Below are 22,974 nucleotides of genomic sequence, written 5' to 3' on the forward strand. Positions count from 1 at the left end.
GCCGCAGGTCAGTGAGAGGAGGAGAAGTGCGCCACCGCCGCTATCCCTCGGACATGACGGACGACGAGTGGACGCTGATCGAACCGCTGCTGCCGCCGCCGGCCTGCGACACCGCCCGCGGCGGCCGGCCGGAGAAACATCCCCGGCGCGAGATCGTCGACGCGATCCGATACGTCGTGGACACCGGCTGCAAATGGCGGGCCCTGCCTGCGGACTTCCCGCCCTGGAGGACCGTTTGGGGCTTCATGGCCCGCTGGGCGGCGGCCGGATTCATCGGCCAGATCCGTGACGCCCTGGCCCAGCGGATCCGCCGCGAAATGGGCAAAGGCCCGAGAGCCGTGGCCACGATCATCGACTCCCAGTCGGTGAAGACGGCCTCGACCGTCGGCAGGAACTCCCGCGGTTACGACGCGGGCAAAAAGATCAATGGACGCAAACGGCACATGGTGGTCGATACGCGCGGCCTGCCGCTGATGGTGATGGTCACCCCGGCCGACCTTCACGACTCCGCTGCGGCGAAGGAAGTCCTTTTCCGTCTCCGCCTGATGCACCCCGAGATCACCATCGTCTGGGCGGACCGGGCCTATGGGGGCAAGCTCGTGACCTGGGCGAAGCGGTGGCTGAATCTGACGATCAAGACCGTCAGCCGCCCGAAGGACACCTCCGGATTCGTCATCCTGCCCCGCCGCTGGGTCGTCGAACGCAGCCTGGCCTGGATGATGAACGCCCGTCGGCATGCACGGGACTACGAACGGCTCATCCAGCACTCCGAGGCATTGATCACCTGGGCCGCGATCACGCTGATGACCCGCCGCATCGCCCGAAGCCGCACGAGCCTGGACCGCCTGCCCCCCGCCCCGCCGAAGGTCACGCAATCAGCCCGACCTGCATCTCTGCACTGACTCGCGAAGAGGTGCAGACAAGCAACTCAGCCGCATCCTCCGCCGCACTGGCATGAGCCGCCTTGCTGGCAGCCGCATGTGCAGTTGGGGCCGCACTGACAGCCAGAAGCGGAGGGTTCCCCGATGGAGGGTCGTTCCTTCTGCGTGCTCTGCATGACCTGGATCTCCTTTCGACAGTCCACTGCTGGCCCGGCTGCAGCACCTCGCAACACTCTTGCACCGAACAGCGGCTGGCGGGAATTGACTAGGAAAGGGTGGTGTCCCGGCAGCGGGCGCGGCCAGGACACCGAGCACAACGACCGGTCGGCTTACAGGTACTCGAGCAGCCAGCCGACGGGGGCGTTGTCGACCATGTCGCCGGCGCTCTTCTTCACCCGCCCGATGCTGACCTTCTGGGTACCCGCGGGAAGCTTCTCGGCGAGCCGCGCGTCGCCCGCGATGATGTCCCAGTTCTTCACGACGGACCAGGTGGTGCCGTTGTGCAGCGCCACCCGCAGGCGGACGTCGGCCCAGTCCGAGCCGAAGCTGAGGTAACCGTCCCCCCAGACGGTGCCGTTGCCCTGGTTGGGGTTCGGCACAGCCAGGACGATGGCGTGCTTATAGTGGATCAGACCCCCAGACTCGTTGATCACGAAGCCGTGGGGGACCTCACCGGTCTGGAAGTGGGACTGGGTAGCCACCGGCACTCCTTTTCTGTCCGGCGGACAGGGTGCGAGCGGCACCGCAACAGCCGGACGGTCAGATACTGCGCCTGCGATCAGCGCCTTCTCACCGTGCGGCTGGGCACTCACCCTCGGAGTGCTTTATCGCGTTCAGGACGAATACGTGACCAGTAACCGATGAGCGATTTTATGTACGATTTATTCACTCGGGAGTGGTACTTCACGGTCTCTGGATCCTGGCCCGCTTCGAGGCAGGCCCTCGCAGCATGACAGCAACAAATTCCGCGAGGATTGAGAAGCAGGCTCTGAAGGGTCGCTGGCCTGGATGATGCACGCCCGCCGCCACGCGAGGGACTACGAATGCCTCGTCCAGCACTCCGAAACCCTCATCACGAGGGCAGCGATCACCTTGATGACCAGGCGTCTCACCAGGGCGAAACGCGTACACAACCGGCCATGCTGAACAGCCCTCTGAGTCTGCTCACAGGGTCTGACGCTGGTGGGGTAGACCCTCCGGCGATGTGATCTAGACCAAACGCACGAACCGCATCTCGTGTCCATCCCCGACGGGAGTGACAACTCTTTCGGTCGCAATCTCGGTAACCGAGGCGCCTCCACCGCTGGCTTGCAAGGCGGGCAGGAATTGAAACCGACTCTTTCCGGCTGGTCCCACACCCGGACAAGCACTCACGCCCCGCTCAAGAGAGCCCAGTTCGCTCAGGATGGTGCCAAATACCGGTCGAGGAAGGGTGATTGCATCATGGCGGACTGGGTGAAGGTCGCGGGAAGTCTCTCGGCCATCTCGGCGGGGTCCAGGACGACGGTGTGGGGTGTGAACGCGGCGAGCGCGATCTACCACTACACGAACTACGACGGAAGCCCCTGGATCAACATCCCGGGAGGCTTGAGTGACATCGGCGCGGCGGCGGACGGCACCGTCTGGGGGGTCAACAGCGGCAACCAGATCTACCGGTACACCGGAGACCAGAGCACGACGAACTGGCTGGGCATCAACGGCAGCCTGGTCCGCATCGACGCGGGCTCCCGGACCAACGTGTGGGGCGTCGACTCCGCCGGCAGCATCTACCGGTACACCAACCACGACGCCAACCCGTGGCTCAAGATCCCCGGCTCGCTCAGTGACATCGGCGCGGCGGCGGACGGCACCGTCTGGGGGGTCAACAGCAGCAACCGGGTCTACCGGTACACCGGGGACCAGGACCCCTCCGACCCGTGGGCGGACGTCAACGGAAGCCTGAAGCGGATCGCGGTGGGCTCCCGGACCAACGTGTGGGGCGTCGACCCGGCCGGCAGCATCTACCGGTACACCAACAACGACGCCAGCGGCGGCAACCCCTGGGTCAAGATTCCCGGCACCGCCACCGACATCGCCGCCGGCGCCGACGGCACCGCCTGGCACATCAACACCGCCGGCGAAATCTTCCGCTACACCGGCGACCAGCCCAGCTGATCCCCACCAAGCACTCCCTGCGGCCCCCTGACCGAAATCGGTCAGGGGGCCGCACACGTCGCACGAGCCACCAGACCGACACCGAGGGCTGTCCGGACTACTGCTTCGCCGCCGAAAGATCGAGCTCTGACAGACGGCCCTCAACAACCGGAAGCCGCCAAAGCGCTGGCACCTGACCGCAACAGTCAAAAACAGGTACTAGAGATAACGGACGGTGACGGTCACCGAGCCGTCGATCGCCACCTCGTCGTTCAGACTCAGCTGGCTGGTCGGCGCGATCCGGACCTGGAAACCAGGGAACCCGCTTCCGCCGTCGGAAGCGGTCCGGTCGTTGGGCGCGGCAGCCTCGACAAGCCCAGGAAGTCGGGCGGCGAGGTCAGCGGCAAGGTCGGCGGGCTCCTTTCCCAGATCTTCTGCGGCTTGGGCGAGCTGGTCCTCACCGAGAACCGTAACGATCTGCTCGGCGCTCATGGCCTCATTGGGACCGTCGCCGATCCACGACCCCACCTGCGACTCCAAGCCGGCATCGGCCAGGCTCTCCGCCGTGATCGTCAAGAACCTTGACTGCGCGTTCGCAGCGTCTTCGTTGGTCATAGCGACATGATCCCCTCCCGGCACATTGAGGAGGATCACTTTCGGAAAGCTTCTCGCTACTCGTCGTTGTCGTCGTCCATGAGGTGGTCCTGGCAGAAGACAAGCAACCCGGGCAGCTCTGTGCACCACACCTGATGACGGTTCAGCGAACGACAACAGCGTGTAGTCCGTCCCCGGCAAGGGGCCGTACCTGAGCCGGCGAGGTTCAGAAACAGGCTCTGACACGGGCTATTTGGCGGGGGCATTCGAGGTGCATCGCGACGATCAGTCAAAGGATCTTCCGGCCGTACTGTCGCCGGAGCGGGTTGCTGAGATCAACGAGGTCATCGACCGGATCACACGCTGGGCGAGGGGCCGCGAAGACATCGTCGGCCTGCTCTTGGTGGGGTCTTGCGCGCGCAACGCCGCGCGGCAGGAATCCGACATCGACATCGTCCTGCTCACCACGGAGGAGTCCCAGTATCTCCTTGAGGATGCCTGGGCCGTGGAACTCGGGCTGGGTGAACTCATCCGCACCCAGTCGTGGGGACCGGTCACAGAACGACGCTATGCCACGGCCTCCGGCATGGAAGTCGAGCTGGGGATCACCTCTCCGACGTGGGCAGAGACAGATCCTGTCGATCCGGGAACGCATCGGGTCGTCACCGACGGCGCCCGGGTGCTGCACGACCCGGCAGGCATCCTTACCGGCCTTCTCGCCGCCTGCTAACTGACCGGTGACTTTGCCGACAGGGCCCTTGATGAGCAGCCGACGCAGCAGCCGGGCGGTGCCCGTCTACGTCACCGGCTCGGCCTGCGACTGGCCGCCCGCGCCTGAGGCGTCTACTCGTCCTCCTCGGGTTCGGCGGGGCCGACGTGGCGCAGGACCGACTCGTAGTCGCCGGTGGCGACGAGGCCGTCGATGACCTTCGCCATCGCCGCCAGTCCCGGTTCGCGGACGATCAGGCCGTCCCAGTACCACCAGTAGTCGCCCTCCGGTTCGCCCGCTTCGCGGTGTAGGTCCATCAGCCGGCGAACCTGGTCGAGCGTGACCACCGTTCCGGACCAGCGCTCGCCGTCGTCGCGGACCACCCACATGTCCACGTCGCAGACCTCGTCCAGGTCCTCTCCGGCGCTTGGCACGAAGACGATCTCGTACCCGTCCCGTTTGAAGCGGTAGAAGGGGCCGTCCCGCATGCTCGGTCTCCATCCACAGGCTGTGCATAACCACGGATCGTTGCCCACCGGGACCCGGTGAACCGGGTCGCGGTAAGCCGGGACCCGGCGATCCACGACGTAAAAAGCTTTTAAGGCCTTTGTCTTGAGGACGTTGAAAAAACCCAACCCACCCCGTCTGTAACCTGCGGGCCCCTATGTCACCCACTTGGGTGACTTTGGCCAACTGGGCTGGATTTTGGTGCGGCTTGCGGGCATATGCTCGCGCCAGCACCACCACCCCACACCACATACGTCGGCCCCCGACCGGGACTAGCACTCCCAACCGAGGGCCTGACCATCAAGGAAGAATCGAGCTTCCCCAATGGGTACCCAGCAGGCTAGCGCGCCCGCGCGCCCCGTGTCCGCCGTACGCGGCGTCGAACACGTCAACACCCGGCACACCAGCCGGTTCACCGTCATCGGCAACCACCTCGCCCAGCACCGCGAGCTCTCCCTCCTCGCGATCGGGCTGGCCACCCACATCCAGTCCCTGCCCAACGGCGCCCGCATCACCATCAAGCACCTCGCCGAACGCTTCCCCGAAGGCGAAACCCGCATCGCCAAGGCATTACGCGAACTCGAAACCCACGGCTACCTCAGCCGCAAAACCGAACACCTCCCCAACGGCCAGATCGTCACCCGCACCCGCTCCTACAACCAGCCCAGGACGCAGAAGCCGTCCCCCGCGCCTGTGCCTGCGGTCCAGGCCGCCCCCGCACCCGAGCCCGCACCCGAGCCCGTGCCCGTACCCGTGCCCGAAGTCGCGCTCCCCCGGCCCCGCGAGCCCCACGAGTCCCGTACGCCCTGCACACCCCGTGCGCCCCGTACGCCCCACGAGCCCCGCCCCAAGTACACCCACGCCGCCATCGACCTCCTCTCCGACCTCCACCACCACGCGCCCCAAGTCACCCTCTCCCAGAACGACATCACCCACCTCGCCCCCATCGCGGCCACCTGGTTCGAGAACGGCTCGACGCCCAGCGCCCTGCGCCAGGCCCTCACCGCCGACCTGCCGCACCCCCTCAAGTACCCGGCGAAGCTCCTGCGCCACCGCCTCACCGTCCTGCTGCCGTCCCCGCCCACGCAGGTGCGGCTCGTCGACCCGCTCCAGAACTGCGACGCCTGCGACCGCGCCTTCCGCGCCCCCACCCCCGGCCGCTGCCGCGAGTGCGCCTGAGCCGGGGCGGGTGGACAGAACACTTTGGTCCGGGACAAAAGGTCGCGCACCGGTCACACGTACCCCCGCATGCTGCTTGAGCAAGCACGACGGCCATCAGCAGGAAAGGGGAAAGTCATCACAAGGAACCTGCGGAGGATCGCGGCTGCGGCCGCGGCATCTCTGAGCTTGGCGGCGGTGGGCCTCACGCTCGCACCGTCCGCGTCGGCCTCGACCAGCCAGTGCCCGCGCGAGTACGTGTGCGTGTGGAACAACTCCAGCTTCTCCGGCGCCCCGACGTGGAAGTCGAAGAGCAACCTGTCGAACCTCACGTCGTACAACGGCCTGTCCATCATGAACAACGGCGTGTCCTACCCCGGCGCGGACCACATCCGCTACAAGGTCACCTGGTCGAACGGCCAGTACGCGTCGGGCTGCCTCCACTACCCGTCGGACCCCAACACCATGACGGTCTCCGGCGGCAGGGTGACGCTGAACTACGCCAACTGGGGCGGGGAGTGCTGACCGGCTGAACCGGCACCGCGCGGCGGGCGGATGCCCCTTCGGAGGAGCGCGACCTCCGGGGGCATTCGCCTGCCCGTGAACGGCTCAGGAGGCGAACGGCTCGATCTCGCCCGCGAAAACGATGATCTGGTCGATGAGGCTCCGTCGCAGATGGACGACGTCCGTTCCCGCCAGGCGGGGGCCTCCGTCAGGCGTGGTGAAGACCCACTGGTACCGGGCCCACTCGTCCGGCATGTCCACCGCCGAGCAGCGCACCATCGTGCCGGTCCCCGCCGGGTGGCGCCGGATGTCCAGCACGAACCGCTCGACCGCCGCGATGCCTTCGCTGCGACCCAACGGCCCCCAGAAGACCACGTCCGAGGTCAGGGCCTGGGAGAGCAGGTCGGTCACATAGCTGTCGTCCGAGGCGTTGAACGCGGAGATGAACGTATCGATCGCGGAGCATGCGGTCTCATCCTGCATACCCCAGTAATACCAGGAGTCCCGGCTCTGGCTCTGGTCCCCGGGGATAGATCGAGTGTGAGGACGGCTCGCCGGCCCCGTGGCCCTGCGAGGAACCCCCACGCGTGGACGGGCTCCGTACCGAAGTCGGAATCCCGCCGTTCGCCGAGTACATCGCCCAGTCCTCGACCACCTGAGCAGCCACTCCGGCGCCCGGCATCCGGCGCCCCGCATACCGTTGAAGGTTGAACTTAACGTCTGAATACCGCCGGACCCGAAGGACGAGCCGGTCTTGGATTGAGCATGTCCAAGACCGGAACAAGGAGTTCTACGGAGATGACGATGAACGGTGCGACGACGCTCGACGACAAGGTGGCGCTGGTGACCGGCGGCAGCCGGGGGATCGGTGCGGCGGTCGCGCTGCGGCTGGCCGAGGACGGCGCGGACGTGGCGCTGACCTACCAGGGCTCGGCCGGGTTGGCCGAGGAAGTGGTTGCCAAGATCACCGCGATGGGGCGGAACGGCTGGGCCGTCCGGGCGGACAGCGCGGACCCGGAGGCGGTGCGCGGCGCGGTGGCGGCGGTCGCCGAACGGTCCTCGCGGCTGGACATCCTGGTGAACAACGCGGGCGTCGGCGCCGTCGGCCCCATCGAGGATGTGGCATTCGACCAGATCGACCGGGTGCTGGCGGTGAACGTGCGCGCGCCCTACCTCTACGCCCAGGCGGCGCTTCCGCACATGGCCGAGGGCGGACGGATCGTGAGCATCGGAAGCTGCATCGCCCAGCGCGTGGCCTTCCCCGGAAGCACGCTCTACGCGACCAGCAAGGCCGCCCTGATCGGCTTCACCAAGAGCATGGCCCGGGAACTCGGCCCGCGCGGGATCACCGTCAACCTGGTCCACCCGGGCCCGATCGACACCGACATGAACCCGGGCGACGGCGACTCCGCCGACTTCCAGCGCGGCTTCACCTCGATCGGCCGCTACGGCACGGCGACGGAGGTCGCGGACGCCGTCTCGTACCTGGTCGGCGAGAGCGCCCGATACGTCACGGGCGCGGAGCTGGCGGTGGACGGCGGCTTCGCGGTCTGACCCCGCACGGTCCGCCCTCGACCATTCACACCTCCACCTTGATCATGGATCATGACCAGGCAGCCAGAATAGCCACACTTGTCCTATATTCTGGGGTCATCAATTCACCATAGATCAACCTCGTGACGAGTGAGGAGGCTGCCAGTGCCGGCCAGGCAGATCCCCAGCACCTCGACGTTGCTGGCGTTCGAGGCTGCGGCACGGCATGGCAGCTTCTCGCTCGCCGCCAAGGAACTGGTCGTCACCGAGGGGGCGATCAGTCGCCAGGTCGCGCGGCTGGAAGCGCTCCTGGGGGTGCCGCTGTTCCGTCGCGGCGGGAACCGCGTCGAGCTGACGGCGCACGGCGCGCGTTACGCCGAGGAGCTGGGGCGGCTGCTCGGGTCGTTGGAACAGTCGACGCTCCAGGTGATGACGACACCGCCGCAGCGGCGCGTGCTGGAGCTTGCGACGATCGGAACCTTCGCCACCAAGTGGCTGATTCCGCGACTTCCGTCGTTCCTGCGGGAGCACCCGGACGTGGTGGTGAACCTCAGCACGCGCAACGATCCGTTCGTGCTGAACGGCAGCGGTTTCGATGCCGCGATCACCTTCGCCCATCCGGCGTGGGCGACAGCCGCATCACGGCACTTGTTCCGGAGTCCCCTCATCCCGGTATGCCGACCTGGTCTTGCGCCATCGGGTCACGGCGCGGACTCCTCGGTGCCGCCCGGAATGCCGCCGCTGCCATCGCTGCCATCACTGTCGTTGCTGCCATCGCTGTCGTCGCTGCCATCGCTGTCGTCGCTGCCGTTGCTGCACAAGACCACGACGCCCGAGAGCTGGCGCGACTACTCACGCGAGTTCGGGATCGACCTTCAGGACGCGGTGGCAGGGAGCCGATTCGAGCAGTTCTCCATGCTGATCGAGGCGGCACGCGCGGGTCTCGGCGTGGCGCTCGTTCCGTATCTCTACGTCGCCGACGAACTGCGAACCGGGAAGCTCGTTACCCTCGGTCCGCCTGGGCGGCAGGCAGTCAAGGACTTCATCCTCGTCACCAACTCGCGGAATGTGCGGAACTCCCAGAGCCCCCAGGGATCCCAAAGCTCCTGGAACTCCCGCGCGGAACTGCTCGACGAGTTCTCCGATTGGCTGGTGGAGGAGGCGAAGCCGGACACCCCGCCCGACGCACCGGAAGCCGCCGACGCTCAGTCCTCGTCCGTGATCGAATAGCCGCTGCTCGACCGCTCGACCCGAGCGAATCCCCGATCGTTGAGATGCGCGCCAGCAACGAGAAGGCGCTCGGAGCTGGCCATCTCGAAGACCTTGGAACGTGTCTCGGCGGCATGGACCGGATCGTTGTCCAGCGTGACCGACGCATCGGGCCGTGTCACCTGGATCGTCGGGAAGTGAACGGTGTCGCCCCAGAAGAGCGCACTCTGGTCCTCGGAGTCGATCAGGTAGCCGGTGTGGCCGCTGGTGTGGCCGGGAAGCGGAATCGCCGAAACGCCGGGCAGGACCTCGCCCCCCTTGATCGTGCGCAGCGCGGCGCCGTAGGCGTCGAGGGCCCTGCGGGCGATCTGGAAGTTGCCGCGGGCGCGTTCGTTGGCACGCGCGAGGTTGCCGTCGTCCTGCCAGAAGGCCAGCTCCCGGTGGTGGATCAGCAGTTCCGCGTGGGGGAAGACAGTCTCTCCCGACCCGTCGAGGAGACCGCCGATGTGGTCCGGGTGCGCGTGCGTGAGAAGGATCGTGTCGACGTCCGAGGGCCGCACCCCTGCCAGCCGCAATCCGGCCTTCAGGCGGCCACCCCAGTGCTTGACGCCGCCCGCCCCGGCGTCCACGAGCGCGGTGCGGCCGGCGCCGCGTACCAGGTAGCCGTTGATGTGCATGGGCGACCGATCGTCCAACCCACCTCGCCGTTGCAGCTCGGATGCCTGGTGGCGATCGATGTTCAGGAGAAGGTCCATACTCGCGGTGAGGTACCCGTCACTGATGGCGGTGACCGTGTAGTCGCCGATCTTCTTGGCGGGGAAGGGAAAGTCCATCATTGTCAATTCTCAATCTCTCTCGGGATGCGTCAGCCGCGTGCGCGAATGCGTTGCTTCAGGGCCTTTGGGTATTCAACTGATGAGTCATCGGCGCGTAGATATGGACACCGTCCGGCAACTGCGAAGGGGGCGGGAATTCAGCGCTTTCCGCCGTGGCCAGCCAACGCATTTCCGGGTTCTTTTCCATCGCCACGGCATGCAGGGCGTACGGCACGAGCCCCAGCCGCGTCAGCGCCTCTGGACCGGTCGAGCTCAGCACCAGGTACTCGCCCGCGACCACGTCGGGCGCCCGGTCGAGTCCGTCGGAGAGGTTGCGGTGCCAGTCGGTGATATCGGGCTGCCAGCGAGCGAAGTTCCCGCCGCCCTTCTCCCGGTACTCGTCCCCGTTCAGCACCTCAAGGCCGTCGATGGTGTGAACGGCGAGATAGACGGGACACCCGGCACTGATCGCCTTGAATCGCTGCGAGGTACGGAACCCCGTGACGGATATGAGCGCCGGCAGCTTGAGGTCGGAGTAGAAATCGTTCCACTCGCCTTCCCGTGTCGGCTCCATAAAGCTGCACTCAACGGTGTAGATCATCTGGAACACCCTTAGCTATGACCGATGGTCAAAATCATAGATCGGGTGATGACGCCGAATACCGAAATGAGCCGGACATTTCTGCACCCCAGTATGACTTCAGGTAATGGAGAGGAACGTCAGGCCCTGGGCAGCGATCTGCTTCTCCCCCGGCTGCCGGACCACCACGCGCCACGCGCCACCACGCGTCACGCGTCACGCGTCACGCCTCGGACTCGCCCGCCGCGCGCGCGTCCGGAACCGGCGTTGTCAGAGGCTCCCGATAGCGTGCCCCGGCCAGCTCCGACGCATCTTGGGGAGAACCGCCGTGGACATCCTGCTCATCGCCGGCCTGTGGCTCGACGCATCCGCCTGGGACGACGTCGTACCCGAACTCACCGCGCTCGGCCACCGTCCCATCCCGGTCGCCCTCCCGGGCCAGGGTGACGGCGCCGACTCCGCGACGCTCGACGACCAGGTGGCGGCCGTGCTCGCAGCCGTCGACGCGGCACCCGGCAAGCCGCTGGTGGTGGGGCACTCTGCAGCCACCACCCTGGCCTGGATGGCCGCCGACGCGCGACCGGAGAAGGTGGCCGGGGTCGCCCTGATCGGCGGCTTCCCCGCCCCCGACGGACGGGCCTACGCCGACTTCCTGCCGATCGAGGACGGCGCCCTGCCCTTCCCCGGCTGGGCCCCCTTCGAGGGACCGGACGCCGCCGACCTGGACCAGGAGGCCCGGGACCGCTTCGCGTCCGCCGCGATCCCCGTGCCCGAGGCGGTCGCCCGAGGCGTGGTGCGCCTGGCCGACGAGCGCCGCTTCGACGTCCCCGTCGTGGTCGTATGCCCCGAGTTCACCCCGGCCCAGGCCGAGAAGTGGATCGCCGCCGGAGAAAGCCCCGAACTCGCCCGCGCCACCCACCTCACGTACGCGGACATCGACTCCGGCCACTGGCCCATGACCACCCGCCCCCGCGACCTCGCCCACCTCCTGGCGGAAGCGGCCGGGGCGTAGGCCCTGTTCCAGGCAGTGTCCTGACGATCACGAGCGGAGCCGGACGACGAGGGCGGCTGCGGTGCCGGTGCCGGTGCTGGTGCTGGTGCCGAGGCAGACATAGCCGCCCTTGCCGAACCTGGTTGCAACCGCGCGGCACGCGGATCCCCTCCCTTCCCACTCTCCGTCAACAGCCGGGCGAAGACAAGACTGCAATTTTTGCCGTCAAACCAGGAGAATTTCTCCCGAGCGGAGGTGTGCGCCGCTCTCCACCGGGAGGACACTCATGTCAGACGTCTGGGATCCACACGGCAGCCTGCGGCGCGCGCTGTGGATCGGCGGCGCGCAGTGGTCCGGCAAGAGCACCGCTGCCGAACTCATCGCGAATACATACGGGTTGACGGTGTATCACTACGACTATCACGACGCCCGCGGCCACCAGGATCGCCGGATCGCGCGTCGTGTCGCCCTGGGTGAGCCCGTGGAAGATCCCACCCCCGACCATGTCTGGTTGGACCGGGGCCCGGAGGAGATGGCCGCCGAGACGCTGGCCGGCTTCCCGGTCCGCTTCGAGTGGGCGTTGGACGACCTGCGCGCACTGTTCACCGGCCGACCGGCGATCGCCGAGGGATGGGGGCTGCGACCGGAGCTGGTCGCGCCGCTGCTCGACTCACTCCGGCGCATGGTCGTCCTCGTCCCCACCGAGGACTTCCGCCAGCACCAGATCCGGAACCTCCCGCGCGCGGGAACCCTCAACGTCCCGGTCACCGACCCGGCCCGCTCCCAGGCCAACCGTGTCGCCCGTGACCGGCTGATCGCCGAGGACGCGGCGCAGAACGCCCGCCGCCTCGGCATCCGCGTCATCGAAGTCGACGGGACGCTCGACGCGGTGGCTGTGGCGGCGGAGGTGGCCGAGCATTTCGCCCCTTACCTCGGCGTGGCGACGGCCGCGTGATCGCTCGGTGTCCCCTACTGGTTGGCGGACGCAGTCGCCAGGCGGACCGTCACCGCGCTCAGCCACAGCAGACCGAGTCCGGCGCCCGCGGTGAACGCCAGGACCGATGCGGCCGAGGCCATGAATCCGGCGAGGACCGCCACCGGGACGATGCGGGACGCGATGGCCCAGCCCCGCAGGCCCCGGGCCGCCAGCGGGCGGGCCAGGACGAAGAACGCGGCGCACAGGGCGAGGTAGCCGACCATCCCGGAGGCCATGTGGACGGTGCCGTGGCCGGTCATCACGGTCACGTCGGGTGTCCCGACCGGGAAGCCCGCCCCGGCGTCCGCCGGGAACGCCGCTGCCGCCCAGAAGGAGGCGCCGAAGACGCCGACCAGAGCCGGCCCCCATGTCGCACCGGGGCCGCCGCGCAGGGCCCGTCTCAGTCCGGCTGCCCCGGCGACCAGGAGTGCACCGGTCAGCAGGAAGCTCACCGTCTGGATCCAGCCCGCCTCGCCGAGGGCGAGCTGACTGATCGCGTTCCGGGTGAAGTCGAAGCCGTCCCGCACAGCTCCCTGGGCGAGTCCGGCCGCCAGGAACAGCGGCCCCGCCACCACGGCACCGGCTGCGGACCACCGTGCGGCGGAACGCGAAGCGGGCGCGACGGAGGGGACGCGGCGGGGAGCGGTGAGCGTGTCAGTCATGGTGGGGGCCTTCCTCGCTTCGGTGCAGTCGCTTGTATGACCGATGGCGAGGCGAGAATTCATCGCTGGCGACCATGTGCGCTGGACCACTTGCACCCTGGTGGAGGCGGCGAGGACACGGCACCCGAATCGGGTGACCTGGCGCTGAAGTCGTGCTTTGCTGAACCGGTTTGACGGCCCGAGGGGTCGACGCTGCACACCGCACACCGCACGGAACCACGAGGAAAGAGGAAAGCCGACGATGATACCGACGCCCGCCAGGACCCGTTCATGGCCCCTGTCCCGGTGGTCCGCCGCCGCGCGCTCCTCCGCGCGGCCCTCCGCCCCGGGGCGGCGTGCGGCCGGTGGGCTGCTCGCCGTCGCCGCCTGCGTGGCCGCGCTACTCGCGCCCGCGCAGACCGCCGCCGCGGCGACCGTCCCCACCAGCCCGGTCTTCAACAAGCCGACCGGCACCACCGCCGAGCAGCAGGCCATCCGCGCCCAGGTCCGCTCCGTGATCGCGAACGCGGACAGCGGCTCGGTCCTGCGGCTCGCGATGTACCACCTGTGGGACGAGACGGTCGCCACGGAACTCGGCGCCGCGAAGGCCCGGGGCGTCAACGTCAAGGTCGTCCTCGACGAGAGCACCCTGGAGTACCGGGCCTCCTACGACCTCCTGGCGAGCAGCCTCGGCACCAGCACCTCCGCCGCCTCCTGGGTGACCCTGTGCGCCAAGGGCCGCTCGTGTCTCAGTACTGAACAGACGGGCATCAACCACAACAAGTTCCTGCTCGCGAGCAGTGTCGGCGGCGGCGCCCAGAAGAACGTCGTCGTCCAGCTCACGTCGAACCTGACGCCGTCCAACTACAGCCGATACTGGAACAGTTCGGTGACCGTCGCCGACAACACCGCCCTGTACGACGGTTACGTCGACTACTTCACCCGGCTCCCGGCCCAGAACCGCACCGCCTGGTCCTACACGTACGGCAACGCGGGCGACTACAAGTACTACTTCTTCCCCCGCGCGGGCAGCGACTCGACCACGGACACCGTGGTCAACGCGATGGACAACATCACCTGCCGCTGGACCGACTCCACGGGCACCGCACGCCGCACCACCGTCCACGCCGCGATGCTGAAGATCACCCGGCAGGGCGTCGCGGACAAGCTGCGGGCGCTGGCGGGCCAGGGCTGCCTGGTCGACCTGGTCTACAGCGAGAGCGACTCCGGTACCTGGACCGCCCTGCACGGCGTCTCCGGCATCACGAACCGTTGCTACCAGCACGACGACGACGCCGACCCCGCGACGCCCAACCGGATCGTGCACTCGAAGAACTGGATGGTCGACGGCATGTACGCGGGCACCGCCCAGAAGGTGATGTTCACCGGCAGCCACAACTGGAGCGGCCCGGCCCTGCGCAACAACGACGAGGCCATGCTGCGCATCACCACACCGGCGGTATTCGACGCGTTCGAGGCCAACTTCCAGGCCACGCGGTCCGCCGCCGTGCCCGGCACCAGCGACAACGTGGCCGCCTGCAAGAGCTGACGGGGACCTGACCGGGTCTCATCGGACCGCGCCGGTCGCAGCCGTGATCGAGGGGCTGCGACCGGCACCGGCGCCACCGCGCTCAGAAGACGTCGAACTCGTTGCCCTCGGGATCCTGCATGGCGACGGCGTAGAACCCCGAATCCGGCTCGTCCTTGGTCTGCAGCACGGTGGCACCGGCCCCGACCAGCCGTTGCACCGTCTCGTCGACCCGCCGCATACGAACATCCAGCGCCACGTCACGGCCGCCGCTGACCTTCAGGTCGAAGTGCCACCGGTTCTTGCCGGTCTTCGGCTCCGGCACCTTCTGGAACCACACCCTCGGCCCACGCCCCGCAGGATCGATGATCGACTCCGGGACGTCCCCCGCCCCGGGCGGCAACTCCTCCTCGGGCACCCCCATCGCCGACCAGTAGGCCCGCCACGTGACATGCCCGCCCGGCGGTGGCTCCGGAACGTAGCCCAAAGCCTCGGTCCAGAAGGCCACCATCCGCTGCGGATCGGCGCAGTCGATCGTCATCTGCAGGGTCATCTCCATGCCGGGAGCATCGCATGCACCTCTGACAACCGGCCCGCCCCCGCCGCCAAGCAGCCGCACACCTCCCTCAAGGTCGTTGACCGTTCCCTTGAGCAAACACATTGGCACGTCAAACCCCCTTAATCATCGGGAGGGTTGGCTTGAATTCCGTTGCTATCGCCATCGACGTGTTGGTAGGGATGAAGGCTGGGCGCACGAGGGGATAGGCGTGACTGGGCTGGATGGGGGCATCAAGCCGAGCGGAGCATGGCGGTTACCATCCCGCTCCACGCCCCGGTCTTCCCCTGAGGAGTCCCTATGGCCTTTCTGATGCGCGCCCCGCGTCACTGCGGATCCTGGTCTTGGGATCTCGACGAAACAATGCCCGCAGGTTTCGATTCGGCACTGACTGTGGCAATACAGATGATTGACATTCTGAATCGCTTCGACCTGTTCTCCCCAGTGACACTCGAATATAAGTGGTACATGCCGAGGTCGGGGCCTACCGGAGTGGGGACTTGCCTGACAATAGCTGACTCCCCGGACAAGTCTTCACTTCATGAAAAAGTGCAGGGAAGCCGCCCCGCGGCATTTCCGGAAGCCGAAGTCGGAATTCTTCACTTTACCGGCTCCGGAGCCTGGTCCGATGCCAAGGGAAACCTACGCCGGGAGCCTCTTCTGGTTGACGTCTCGGTCAACCCTTCACTCTTCAGTCTTGTTGCCGAAATCTCTGTTCACCACGACATCTGGAGCTGGTTCGACTTCTCCGGCCATCCACATCCTGAGGTATACAGCCGAAACGCACCAAGGCTGGCGGATGCGTTGCGGGAGATCACCTCGACCCTGGGCGTGGAGCCGGAAGTGGGCGAGCCGACGTACTTCGGCCACGCCCTCGGCTACGGCATCTCTACTCCGGACGCCGACAAGAACGGTCTGGGACTCGATGTGACCGATCGCCTCTGAGTCATCGCCGGAACTACTTCCGCCCCATGCCGTCCACGATTTACTCCTCAAGCCGTCCAGGAAGCGCTGGATTTGTACAACGGAGTCCATCAATGACATACAACCTGCTCACGGTCGACTCTTTGCCCGCGTCACTGATCGCTCTTGCTCTCTCATCATGTCTGCAGGTGGAATCGCACTCCGTCGATGTCGCCCATATCGACGGAGATCAGGAGAGTCGCGACTGGGACGCTCTCGTCCTCTGCGACTACGCCCGCGCCCTCGGGGACGTGTCGCTCTCCCTGGATGTCTTCGTCCAGGATTCCGCCTCCCACAGGCCGACAGAGCCGGAGTTCGCCTCGTCATTCGCGGCAGCCGCGCAAACCCTGGTTCTCTATCCCGCCGAAGAGAACATCCCCAGCGCGTACTGGCTGGTGACCCCGACCGGTTCGACAACCCGAGCCCGCCTTCTTCATTCGGACGACGACCAGCCCCACTACTCTCTCGATGCCGTCGAGGCCCCCGTCTCCCAACTCCCCGACGTTCACGTCATGCCGCTTCCAGAAATCGCCCGCGAACAACACGTCGCCACGCCTGCAGCCTCGGAATTCATTCAAGAAATGACCCGCCTGCGTGATTCAAAAGAAGGGGCAATGGGATTCGAGTTATCCGACGAACCGGGATCACCTTCGTACAACGCCCGATCTTTCCTTGCCGAGTGGGAAAGAATGGTGCGGCGAATGGAGTCGGGCTGGCATCCGACCGGAAAATATCCGATCGACCTTTACTCCGAGGCCCTACTCTCGCGAGATCGAATCGACACAATTTCTGAGCAACTCCCCGAACCCGTTGCCGCCCTCTTGCGCAGTTCCGTGCAGGAAGTCGACAAGAAATTCAAGGAACTCACCGTCCGGGACGACCGGTGGGCATCCGAATCGGGTCTCTCTCATTCCCCCACGGATCTCAGCGAATCCAAGTGGTGGCGGAGAAGGAAACCTCGCAATTCGCCATGGGAAGGAAGTGAGCAGGATTGAGGAGTTGGTGAACATCCATCTCCGACTCCTCACTCAACGATGGCTTTCGCCGCCCCGGGGGCACGCCTAGGGGTGGCCGGTGAAGAAGGTGATCAGGGCCGGGGCCAGGTCCTTCGGGGCGATGGTGTGCTCCTCGCCCGGGAAGACCTGGAGGGTGAAGTTGTCGCCCGTGCCGGCGAGTTCACGGGCGCCGGTCAGGATGTGCGGGGCGCCCGCGTCGCCGCTGCCGACGAGGACGGGGACGGTCACCGACGCCCAGCGGTCGAGCGGGAGGGGGCGGCCGGACATGGTGTCGCCCATGACCCTGCCGTCGTAGGGAAGGGTGCGGGCGACCGCCGCCATGCCCGCCCAGAACGGGGCCTGACGCATGCCCGCGACGGCCTCTTCGGGCAGGTTGATCGCCGCCGTCATGAAGTAGGCCGCGGCGTCCCCGTACGCCTCGCGGGCCACGAGGTCCGTCAGGTGTTCCACGTAGTCGGCGGGCAGCGGCGGGCGGCTGTCGTCGGTGATGAACGGCGGCTCGTACAGCGCCAGGCGCGGTACGGCGCTGCCGGAGGCGGTGGCCTCCAGGGCGAGGACGGCGCCCGAGGACATCCCGAAGAGCATGGCCGCCCCGCCGCCCGGCCCCTCGATCACGGCGTTCAGGTCCTCGATCTCGCGCCGCACCTCGTACGTCGCGCCGTCCCCGCTGTCGCCACGGCCCCGGCGGTCGTAGGTGATCACCGTGAAGTGCCCGGCCAGCAGGGCGGCCAGCTCGGCCGAGTCCGCGCGGGTCATGAAGGCACCGCCGACGAGCACCACCGCGGGGCCCGAGCCCTGCCGCTCGAAGGCGATGGCCGTGCCGTCGGCCGAGAACACCTGATCCATGCGTAACCCCCATCGACAAGCGGCGCGTGAGCACTTTCCCGCACCACGGAACTGGACGGTACAGTACCCATGTGAGTACTGGCCGGTCCAGTACCCTCCCGGGAACGGCGGACTGGAACGACGGACGCACGAGAGAAGGAGCCGACGATGGACAGCCGGTCAGCGCGCAAGCACCAGGCGATCCTGGACGCCGCGACCACCGTGTTCCTCGACAAGGGGTACTCGGGGGCGAGCATGGACGACATCGCGAGACTGGCGGCGGTGTCCAAGCAGACCGTCTACAAGCACTTCGCCGACAAGGAGAAGCTGTTCGCGGAGATCGTGCTGGCCACCACCCATCGCGTCGACGCCATGGTCGACCTGGTGGCCGACATCCCCGTCGAGGCCGACGCCCTGGACGAGAACCTGACCCGTCTGGCCCGTCAGTTCCTGACCGCCCTCACCCAGCCCCAGGTGATCCAGCTGCGGCGCCTGATCATCGCCAACGCCGACACGTTCCCCGAGCTGGGCGCGGCCTGGTACGAGCAGGGCTTCGAGCGGGTCCTGGCCACCCTCGCGGCCACCTTCCGCAACCTCACCGACGAGGGGCTGCTCAAGGCCGACGACGCGATGCTGGCCGCCCACCACTTCGCCGGGCTGCTGCTGTGGATCCCGGTGAACCGGGCCATGTTCCAGGGCGCTGCCCGGAGCGGCGAGGCCGATGCGGCCGGCGACACCGGAGAGGCATCTGAGGCCACTGAGGCCGAGGTCGACCGGCTGGCCGCCGCCGGGGTCCGCGCCTTCCTCGCCGCGTACGCCTGAGCGCCCGGCCCGTCCGTTACGGCAATGCCCCGGGCTCGTACGTGTCCAGCCAGGCCGGGAAGTCGGTCAGGGACGGGAGGATGACGTCCGCACCCTCCGCCAGGAGCTCCCGGGCGTCGCAGGGGCCCGTGGGGACGCCGACCGAGAGGGCTCCGGCGGTACGGGCGCCGCGCACGTCGCCGATGTGGTCGCCGACGTAGACATGCGCGCCGTGCTCGCGCAGGGCACGGGCCTTGGCCTCGGCCCACAGGCTGCCGATGACCGCGTCGGGTTCGATGCCGAGGTGGGTGAGGTGGAGTTCGGCGTTGGGGCCGTTCTTGGCGGTGACGACCACCGCGCGGCCGCCCCGGGCCCGGATCGAGTCGACCGCCTCGCGGGCGCCCGGGAGCGCCCGGGTCGGGGCTATCGCGTACGTGGGGTAGAGCGCCCGGTAGCGGTCGGCGACGGCGGGCACGTCCTCGGCCGGGAACCAGTTCCGCAGCTCGTCCTCGACCGGCGGCCCCAGCCTGCTCACCACCAGATCGGCGTCGATCGGCGTGCCCGTCTCGGCGGAGAGCGCGAGGTAGGTGGCCTTGATGCCGGGGCGGGAGTCGATGAGGGTCATGTCGAGATCGAACCCGACCGTGAGGGAGTGAGAGGGGGGCGCGGGGTGTGAGGACATGACGTCCATTGTTCCCGAGCGCCCGGAGCCGGGCGCGGGCGTCGGGCACGGGGAGGCCGGAAGCCGGGCGCGGGGGGCCGGGAGCCGGGCGCAGGGCAGCGGGGAGTCGGGCTCGGAGGGCGGGTACGGAGGAGGGCGGGGTACGGGAGGCGGGTGGGGGCCTTCGGCCCCGAAACGGCGATGCTTAGACTTAGCCAAGGCTTACCTTTGCAATGTTCTCAGCCGTTTGTTCCTTGCCACTTCGTCCCTCGTAACTCCGTTCCTCGCCCCGCACCTCCGATTCTCGTCACGTGATTGGGTCCGATGTCAGCCGCCGCTCCACGCCGCTCCAGACGCGCTCTCGCGACGGCGGCGGCCGTCGTGGCGCTGCTGGTGGCGGTCCTCCTCAGCCTGGCCGTGGGGGCCCGTTCCATACCCCCGGCCGAGGTCTTCGACGCCCTGCTGCACGGCGGGCACTCCGACAACGCCGAAGTCGTACGCAACATGCGCGTGCCGCGCACCCTGATCGGCCTGATGGTCGGGGTCGGGCTGGCCCTCGCCGGGACGGTGCTCCAGGGCATCACCCGCAACCCCATCGCCGACCCCGGCATCCTCGGGATCAGCCAGGGCGCCTCGGTGGGGGTGGTGCTGGCCATCGCGTTCGCCGGGGTCCACACGCTGACCGGGTACGTGTGGTTCGCCTTCGCGGGCGCGGCCATCGCCTCCGTCGCGGTGTACGCCATCGCGTCGAGCGGGCGCGGCGGTGCCACGCCGGTGAAACTCGCGCTCGGCGGGGCCGCGATCAACGCGCTGCTGGTCTCGGTGACCTCGGCGGTGCTGACGACGAAGGCGTCCGCGCTCGACGAGTTCCGCTTCTGGCAGGTCGGCTCGCTCGGCGGGCGCGAGGCCGTGGTGGCGGGTCAGATCTGGCCGTTCCTGCTGGTCGGGGCGGTGCTCGTGCTGTCCGTCGCACGCGGTCTGGACGCGCTGGCGCTCGGCGAGGACGTCGCCAAGGGGCTCGGGCAGAACGTCGCGACGGTCCGGATCCTCGGCGGCGTCGGCGCCACCGTGCTGACCGGGGTCGGGGTCGCGGCGGCCGGGCCGATCGCGTTCATCGGCCTCGCCGTCCCGCACATCGCCCGCGCCGTCGTCGGCACCGACCACCGCTGGGTGCTGCCGATGGCCGCGCTGATCGGGCCCGTGATGCTGCTGGTCGCCGATGTGATCGGCCGCGTCGTCTTCCCGCCGAGCGAGGTCCCGGCGGGCGTGATGACGGCGCTGATCGGCGTTCCGTTCCTGGTCACCCTCGTACGCCGGAAGGCGGTGCCCGCATGAGCGTCGGAACCGAGGCGGGGGCGCGAGCGGGGGCCCCGGTACGGGTGCGGCCCGCCGGGTACCACGTCGTACGGATCGGGGCGCGGGGCCGGTTCCTGCTGCACCGGCGGGCCGCGCTGGTCGCCGGTGCGCTCGTGGTGGCGCTCGCCGTCGTCTGCGTCGCCTACCTCTGCGTCGGCGAGAACTTCGTGGCACCCGGCGAGGTACTGAAGGTGCTGCTGGGGCAGCCGTCCTCGAACGAGCTGGTCGTCGGCACGCTGCGGCTGCCCCGGATGGTGACCGGGCTGCTGGTCGGCGTCGCCTTCGGGATCGCCGGGGCGCTGATCCAGACCGTCGCCCGCAACCCGCTGGCCAGCCCCGACATCATCGGGATCAGCCAGGGCGCGAGCGCGCTCACGGTCGGCGCGATGACCTTCGGCATCACCTCGTACACCGTGCTGCCGTACCTCTCCGTGCTCGGCGGGGTGGTGGCGGCGGCGCTGGTGTACGTCTTCGCCTGGCGCGGCGGGCTGCACGCCACCCGCTTCGTCCTCATCGGCATCGGCTTCGCGATCGCGCTGCGCTCGGTCACCACCCTGTTCCTGACGAAGGGCGACTACCTGGTCGCCCAGCAGGCCAAGATCTGGATGACCGGCTCGCTCAACGGCCGGGGCTGGGCCGAGGCCACACCGCTGCTGTGGACGCTGCTGGTCCTGCTCCCCGCCGTGCTGTGGGCGGCCCGCGCGCAGCGCACCGTCTCCATGGACGACGACACCGCGACCGCGCTCGGGGTGCGGCTCGGGCGGGTACGTCTGGGGCTGGTCGCGCTCGGCGTCGTCCTGGCGTCGGTGGCGACCGGGACGGCCGGGCCGGTGGACTTCGTGGCGCTGCTCGCCCCGCAGATCGCCCGCCGGATGACCCGTACCGCGCAGATCCCGCTGCTCTGCTCGGCGCTGCTGGGCGCGGTCATCGTGGTGTGCGCGGACCTGCTGGCGCGCAGGCTCTTCTCGCCCGTCGAACTTCCGGTGGGCGTACTGACGGCGGCGGTCGGCGCCCCGTATCTGATCTGGCTGATCATCCGAGGCCAGGGTGGCGGTCGCGGCCGCAGTGGAGGAACGGCATGACTTCGACCCGTACGACGTCCGGGACCCCGGACCCGTCCCCGGCCCCGTCCGCGGACCTTGCCACGGCCCCGGCCCCGGTGGGCGGGGGGCGGCTCACCGCACGGGGGCTGACGCTCTCGTACGAGGAGCGCACCGTCGTCCACGAGCTGGACCTGACCGTGCCGGACGGGCAGGTCACCGTGATCGTCGGCCCGAACGCCTGCGGCAAGTCGACCACCCTGCGCGCGCTCGGCCGGCTCCTCAAGCCGCGCGGCGGAGCGGTCCTCCTCGACGGCACCGAGCTGTCGAGCATCCCCACCCGGAAGATCGCCCAGGCCATCGGGCTGCTGCCGCAGACCCCGGTGGCCCCCGAGGCGATCACCGTCAGCGATCTCGTCGCGCGCGGGCGCCAGCCGCACCAGCACTGGTGGCAGCAGTGGTCGGACGAGGACGAGCGGGCGGTGACGGAGGCGATGGAGCGCACCGACATCACCGCGCTCGGCGAGCGGTCCGTGGACGAGCTGTCCGGCGGCCAGCGCCAGCGGGTGTGGATCGCGATGGCGCTCGCCCAGGAGACCGATCTGCTGCTGCTCGACGAGCCGACCACGTACCTGGACATCGCGCACCAGGTGGAGGTGCTGGACCTGGTGCGCCGGCTCACCGCCCCGGCGGCGGACGGCAGCCGGGGCCGGACCGTGGTCACCGTGCTCCACGACCTCAACCAGGCCGCCCGGTACGCGGACCACCTGGTCGCCATGAAGGCGGGCCGGATCGTCGCCGAGGGCCGCCCGGCGGACGTCGTCACGGCCGGGCTCGTCCGGGAGGTCTTCGGGCTGGAGGCGGTGATCGTCCCGGATCCGGTGACCGGTTCGCCGCTCGTGGTGCCGGGCGCGCCCTGGCAGCCCGGCCGGGCGGACGACTGAGACGCCGGAGCCGGCCCCGTGGACGACGACCGGGCCCCGGGTCGGCCCCGTGG

At 68.4% G+C, this 22,974-nt stretch carries 25 protein-coding genes and 2 pseudogenes; 17 read left to right on the top strand and 10 right to left on the bottom strand.

Translation table 11 applies throughout. The features are described 5' to 3' along the window. Positions 1-26: 26 nt before the first annotated feature. Positions 27-890, top strand: a pseudogene (locus tag ACWC97_RS23220) (IS5 family transposase); the annotation flags it as partial. 320 nt (positions 891-1,210) lie between these two features. Here ACWC97_RS23220 and ACWC97_RS23225 read toward each other — a convergent pair. After that, entirely contained in the window at positions 1,211-1,582 is a 372-nt protein-coding gene (locus ACWC97_RS23225; protein WP_450651318.1) for a hypothetical protein, read from the bottom strand. Between the two features lie 289 nt (positions 1,583-1,871). Between ACWC97_RS23225 and ACWC97_RS23230 the strand changes: the two are divergent. Both ACWC97_RS23230 and ACWC97_RS23235 read left to right on the top strand, forming a co-directional pair. Continuing rightward, positions 1,872-1,997: pseudogene (locus ACWC97_RS23230) on the top strand (IS5-like element IS4811 family transposase); the annotation flags it as partial. A 327-nt stretch (positions 1,998-2,324) separates the two neighbouring features. Then, positions 2,325-3,035 carry a tectonin domain-containing protein gene (locus ACWC97_RS23235; protein WP_450651320.1) on the top strand — a complete coding sequence of 237 codons (711 nt, stop codon included), beginning with the start codon at positions 2,325-2,327 and terminating at the stop codon, positions 3,033-3,035. Between the two features lie 198 nt (positions 3,036-3,233). On the opposite strand, the gene ACWC97_RS23240 is transcribed toward ACWC97_RS23235, so the two are convergent. Beyond that, positions 3,234-3,629: a YidB family protein gene (locus ACWC97_RS23240; protein WP_450651322.1), complete on the bottom strand. Its 396-nt coding sequence runs from the start codon at positions 3,627-3,629 to the stop codon at positions 3,234-3,236. A 250-nt stretch (positions 3,630-3,879) separates the two neighbouring features. On the opposite strand from ACWC97_RS23240, the gene ACWC97_RS23245 reads away from it, so the two are divergent. Beyond that, complete coding sequence (locus ACWC97_RS23245) at positions 3,880-4,338, top strand: nucleotidyltransferase domain-containing protein (RefSeq protein ID WP_450651323.1); 459 nt, start codon at positions 3,880-3,882, stop codon at positions 4,336-4,338. A gap of 113 nt (positions 4,339-4,451) precedes the next feature. Here ACWC97_RS23245 and ACWC97_RS23250 read toward each other — a convergent pair whose 3' ends face one another. Beyond that, on the bottom strand, positions 4,452-4,805 hold the full coding sequence (locus tag ACWC97_RS23250) for a hypothetical protein (protein WP_450651324.1): 354 nt from the start codon (positions 4,803-4,805) through the stop codon (positions 4,452-4,454). Positions 4,806-5,184: 379 nt separating this feature from the next. On the opposite strand from ACWC97_RS23250, the gene ACWC97_RS23255 reads away from it, so the two are divergent. Both ACWC97_RS23255 and ACWC97_RS23260 read left to right on the top strand, forming a co-directional pair. Continuing rightward, entirely contained in the window at positions 5,185-6,003 is an 819-nt protein-coding gene (locus ACWC97_RS23255) for a helix-turn-helix domain-containing protein (RefSeq protein WP_450651326.1), read from the top strand. A gap of 177 nt (positions 6,004-6,180) precedes the next feature. After that, complete coding sequence (locus ACWC97_RS23260) at positions 6,181-6,507, top strand: peptidase inhibitor family I36 protein (RefSeq protein WP_450651328.1); 327 nt, start codon at positions 6,181-6,183, stop codon at positions 6,505-6,507. Positions 6,508-6,591: 84 nt separating this feature from the next. On the opposite strand, the gene ACWC97_RS23265 is transcribed toward ACWC97_RS23260, so the two are convergent. Continuing rightward, positions 6,592-6,969 (bottom strand): nuclear transport factor 2 family protein, encoded by a 378-nt coding sequence (locus ACWC97_RS23265; protein WP_352278075.1) that lies wholly within the window; start codon positions 6,967-6,969, stop codon positions 6,592-6,594. 315 nt (positions 6,970-7,284) lie between these two features. On the opposite strand from ACWC97_RS23265, the gene ACWC97_RS23270 reads away from it, so the two are divergent. Further along, positions 7,285-8,040 carry an SDR family NAD(P)-dependent oxidoreductase gene (locus tag ACWC97_RS23270; RefSeq protein WP_352278073.1) on the top strand — a complete coding sequence of 252 codons (756 nt, stop codon included), beginning with the start codon at positions 7,285-7,287 and terminating at the stop codon, positions 8,038-8,040. A 144-nt stretch (positions 8,041-8,184) separates the two neighbouring features. Beyond that, complete coding sequence (locus ACWC97_RS23275; RefSeq protein ID WP_450651330.1) at positions 8,185-9,249, top strand: LysR substrate-binding domain-containing protein; 1,065 nt, start codon at positions 8,185-8,187, stop codon at positions 9,247-9,249. Here ACWC97_RS23275 and ACWC97_RS23280 read toward each other — a convergent pair. Together ACWC97_RS23280 and ACWC97_RS23285 are read right to left on the bottom strand one after the other, a co-directional pair. Continuing rightward, positions 9,225-10,061 carry an MBL fold metallo-hydrolase gene (locus ACWC97_RS23280; protein ID WP_450651332.1) on the bottom strand — a complete coding sequence of 279 codons (837 nt, stop codon included), beginning with the start codon at positions 10,059-10,061 and terminating at the stop codon, positions 9,225-9,227. The genes ACWC97_RS23275 and ACWC97_RS23280 overlap by 25 nt on opposite strands. 58 nt (positions 10,062-10,119) lie before the next feature. Continuing rightward, the gene (locus ACWC97_RS23285; RefSeq protein ID WP_450651334.1) at positions 10,120-10,644 is read right to left on the bottom strand and encodes a hypothetical protein; all 525 of its coding nucleotides are present in this window, start codon (positions 10,642-10,644) and stop codon (positions 10,120-10,122) included. Between the two features lie 307 nt (positions 10,645-10,951). Between ACWC97_RS23285 and ACWC97_RS23290 the strand changes: the two genes are divergently transcribed. Continuing rightward, the gene (locus ACWC97_RS23290; protein WP_450651336.1) at positions 10,952-11,635 is read left to right on the top strand and encodes an alpha/beta fold hydrolase; all 684 of its coding nucleotides are present in this window, start codon (positions 10,952-10,954) and stop codon (positions 11,633-11,635) included. 265 nt (positions 11,636-11,900) lie between these two features. Then, complete coding sequence (locus ACWC97_RS23295) at positions 11,901-12,569, top strand: hypothetical protein (RefSeq protein ID WP_450651338.1); 669 nt, start codon at positions 11,901-11,903, stop codon at positions 12,567-12,569. 14 nt (positions 12,570-12,583) lie between these two features. Here ACWC97_RS23295 and ACWC97_RS23300 read toward each other — a convergent pair whose 3' ends face one another. Next, positions 12,584-13,252 carry a DUF998 domain-containing protein gene (locus ACWC97_RS23300; RefSeq protein ID WP_352278063.1) on the bottom strand — a complete coding sequence of 223 codons (669 nt, stop codon included), beginning with the start codon at positions 13,250-13,252 and terminating at the stop codon, positions 12,584-12,586. Between the two features lie 241 nt (positions 13,253-13,493). Between ACWC97_RS23300 and ACWC97_RS23305 the strand changes: the two genes are divergently transcribed. Further along, positions 13,494-14,780, top strand: a complete 1,287-nt coding sequence (locus ACWC97_RS23305; RefSeq protein WP_450651340.1) for a phospholipase D-like domain-containing protein — start codon at positions 13,494-13,496, stop codon at positions 14,778-14,780. Positions 14,781-14,862: 82 nt separating this feature from the next. Here the strand turns inward: ACWC97_RS23305 and ACWC97_RS23310 are convergent, their stop codons facing one another. Beyond that, positions 14,863-15,318, bottom strand: a complete 456-nt coding sequence (locus ACWC97_RS23310) for a VOC family protein (protein WP_352278059.1) — start codon at positions 15,316-15,318, stop codon at positions 14,863-14,865. Between the two features lie 297 nt (positions 15,319-15,615). On the opposite strand from ACWC97_RS23310, the gene ACWC97_RS23315 reads away from it, so the two are divergent. Both ACWC97_RS23315 and ACWC97_RS23320 read left to right on the top strand, forming a co-directional pair. After that, complete coding sequence (locus tag ACWC97_RS23315; RefSeq protein WP_450651342.1) at positions 15,616-16,260, top strand: hypothetical protein; 645 nt, start codon at positions 15,616-15,618, stop codon at positions 16,258-16,260. Between the two features lie 92 nt (positions 16,261-16,352). Next, on the top strand, positions 16,353-17,273 hold the full coding sequence (locus tag ACWC97_RS23320) for a hypothetical protein (protein WP_450651343.1): 921 nt from the start codon (positions 16,353-16,355) through the stop codon (positions 17,271-17,273). Between the two features lie 66 nt (positions 17,274-17,339). Here the strand turns inward: ACWC97_RS23320 and ACWC97_RS23325 are convergent, their stop codons facing one another. Continuing rightward, complete coding sequence (locus tag ACWC97_RS23325; RefSeq protein WP_450651344.1) at positions 17,340-18,140, bottom strand: alpha/beta fold hydrolase; 801 nt, start codon at positions 18,138-18,140, stop codon at positions 17,340-17,342. Positions 18,141-18,287: 147 nt separating this feature from the next. On the opposite strand from ACWC97_RS23325, the gene ACWC97_RS23330 reads away from it, so the two are divergent. Beyond that, complete coding sequence (locus ACWC97_RS23330) at positions 18,288-18,941, top strand: TetR/AcrR family transcriptional regulator (protein ID WP_450651345.1); 654 nt, start codon at positions 18,288-18,290, stop codon at positions 18,939-18,941. Between the two features lie 16 nt (positions 18,942-18,957). Here the strand turns inward: ACWC97_RS23330 and ACWC97_RS23335 are convergent, their stop codons facing one another. After that, complete coding sequence (locus ACWC97_RS23335) at positions 18,958-19,602, bottom strand: HAD family hydrolase (protein ID WP_450651347.1); 645 nt, start codon at positions 19,600-19,602, stop codon at positions 18,958-18,960. Positions 19,603-19,905: 303 nt separating this feature from the next. Here ACWC97_RS23335 and ACWC97_RS23340 point away from each other — a divergent pair, with 303 nt between their 5' ends. Genes ACWC97_RS23340 through ACWC97_RS23350 form a run of 3 tightly spaced genes read left to right on the top strand, consistent with a single transcriptional unit; the run spans position 19,906 to position 22,921 of the window. Continuing rightward, the gene (locus ACWC97_RS23340; RefSeq protein WP_352278048.1) at positions 19,906-20,916 is read left to right on the top strand and encodes a FecCD family ABC transporter permease; all 1,011 of its coding nucleotides are present in this window, start codon (positions 19,906-19,908) and stop codon (positions 20,914-20,916) included. Beyond that, entirely contained in the window at positions 20,913-22,019 is a 1,107-nt protein-coding gene (locus ACWC97_RS23345) for a FecCD family ABC transporter permease (RefSeq protein ID WP_352278046.1), read from the top strand. Before ACWC97_RS23340 ends, ACWC97_RS23345 begins: the two co-directional genes overlap by 4 nt. Further along, on the top strand, positions 22,016-22,921 hold the full coding sequence (locus ACWC97_RS23350; RefSeq protein ID WP_450651349.1) for an ABC transporter ATP-binding protein: 906 nt from the start codon (positions 22,016-22,018) through the stop codon (positions 22,919-22,921). The genes ACWC97_RS23345 and ACWC97_RS23350 overlap by 4 nt, the downstream gene beginning before the upstream one ends. Positions 22,922-22,974: the final 53 nt, after the last annotated feature.

Source organism: Streptomyces sp. NPDC001108 (assembly GCF_053598535.1).

Coding starts and splice junctions, on each gene's coding strand:
- ACWC97_RS23235 (WP_450651320.1), top strand. CDS start 2,325: ATGGCGGACTGGGTGAAGGTCGCGGGAAGTCTCTCGGCCATCTCGGCG.
- ACWC97_RS23240 (WP_450651322.1), bottom strand. CDS start 3,629: ATGACCAACGAAGACGCTGCGAACGCGCAGTCAAGGTTCTTGACGATC.
- ACWC97_RS23250 (WP_450651324.1), bottom strand. CDS start 4,805: ATGCGGGACGGCCCCTTCTACCGCTTCAAACGGGACGGGTACGAGATC.
- ACWC97_RS23265 (WP_352278075.1), bottom strand. CDS start 6,969: ATGCAGGATGAGACCGCATGCTCCGCGATCGATACGTTCATCTCCGCG.
- ACWC97_RS23270 (WP_352278073.1), top strand. CDS start 7,285: ATGACGATGAACGGTGCGACGACGCTCGACGACAAGGTGGCGCTGGTG.
- ACWC97_RS23280 (WP_450651332.1), bottom strand. CDS start 10,061: ATGGACTTTCCCTTCCCCGCCAAGAAGATCGGCGACTACACGGTCACC.
- ACWC97_RS23285 (WP_450651334.1), bottom strand. CDS start 10,644: ATGATCTACACCGTTGAGTGCAGCTTTATGGAGCCGACACGGGAAGGC.
- ACWC97_RS23295 (WP_450651338.1), top strand. CDS start 11,901: ATGTCAGACGTCTGGGATCCACACGGCAGCCTGCGGCGCGCGCTGTGG.
- ACWC97_RS23300 (WP_352278063.1), bottom strand. CDS start 13,252: ATGACTGACACGCTCACCGCTCCCCGCCGCGTCCCCTCCGTCGCGCCC.
- ACWC97_RS23305 (WP_450651340.1), top strand. CDS start 13,494: ATGATACCGACGCCCGCCAGGACCCGTTCATGGCCCCTGTCCCGGTGG.
- ACWC97_RS23310 (WP_352278059.1), bottom strand. CDS start 15,318: ATGGAGATGACCCTGCAGATGACGATCGACTGCGCCGATCCGCAGCGG.
- ACWC97_RS23315 (WP_450651342.1), top strand. CDS start 15,616: ATGGCCTTTCTGATGCGCGCCCCGCGTCACTGCGGATCCTGGTCTTGG.
- ACWC97_RS23320 (WP_450651343.1), top strand. CDS start 16,353: ATGACATACAACCTGCTCACGGTCGACTCTTTGCCCGCGTCACTGATC.
- ACWC97_RS23325 (WP_450651344.1), bottom strand. CDS start 18,140: ATGGATCAGGTGTTCTCGGCCGACGGCACGGCCATCGCCTTCGAGCGG.
- ACWC97_RS23330 (WP_450651345.1), top strand. CDS start 18,288: ATGGACAGCCGGTCAGCGCGCAAGCACCAGGCGATCCTGGACGCCGCG.
- ACWC97_RS23335 (WP_450651347.1), bottom strand. CDS start 19,602: ATGTCCTCACACCCCGCGCCCCCCTCTCACTCCCTCACGGTCGGGTTC.
- ACWC97_RS23340 (WP_352278048.1), top strand. CDS start 19,906: ATGTCAGCCGCCGCTCCACGCCGCTCCAGACGCGCTCTCGCGACGGCG.
- ACWC97_RS23345 (WP_352278046.1), top strand. CDS start 20,913: ATGAGCGTCGGAACCGAGGCGGGGGCGCGAGCGGGGGCCCCGGTACGG.
- ACWC97_RS23350 (WP_450651349.1), top strand. CDS start 22,016: ATGACTTCGACCCGTACGACGTCCGGGACCCCGGACCCGTCCCCGGCC.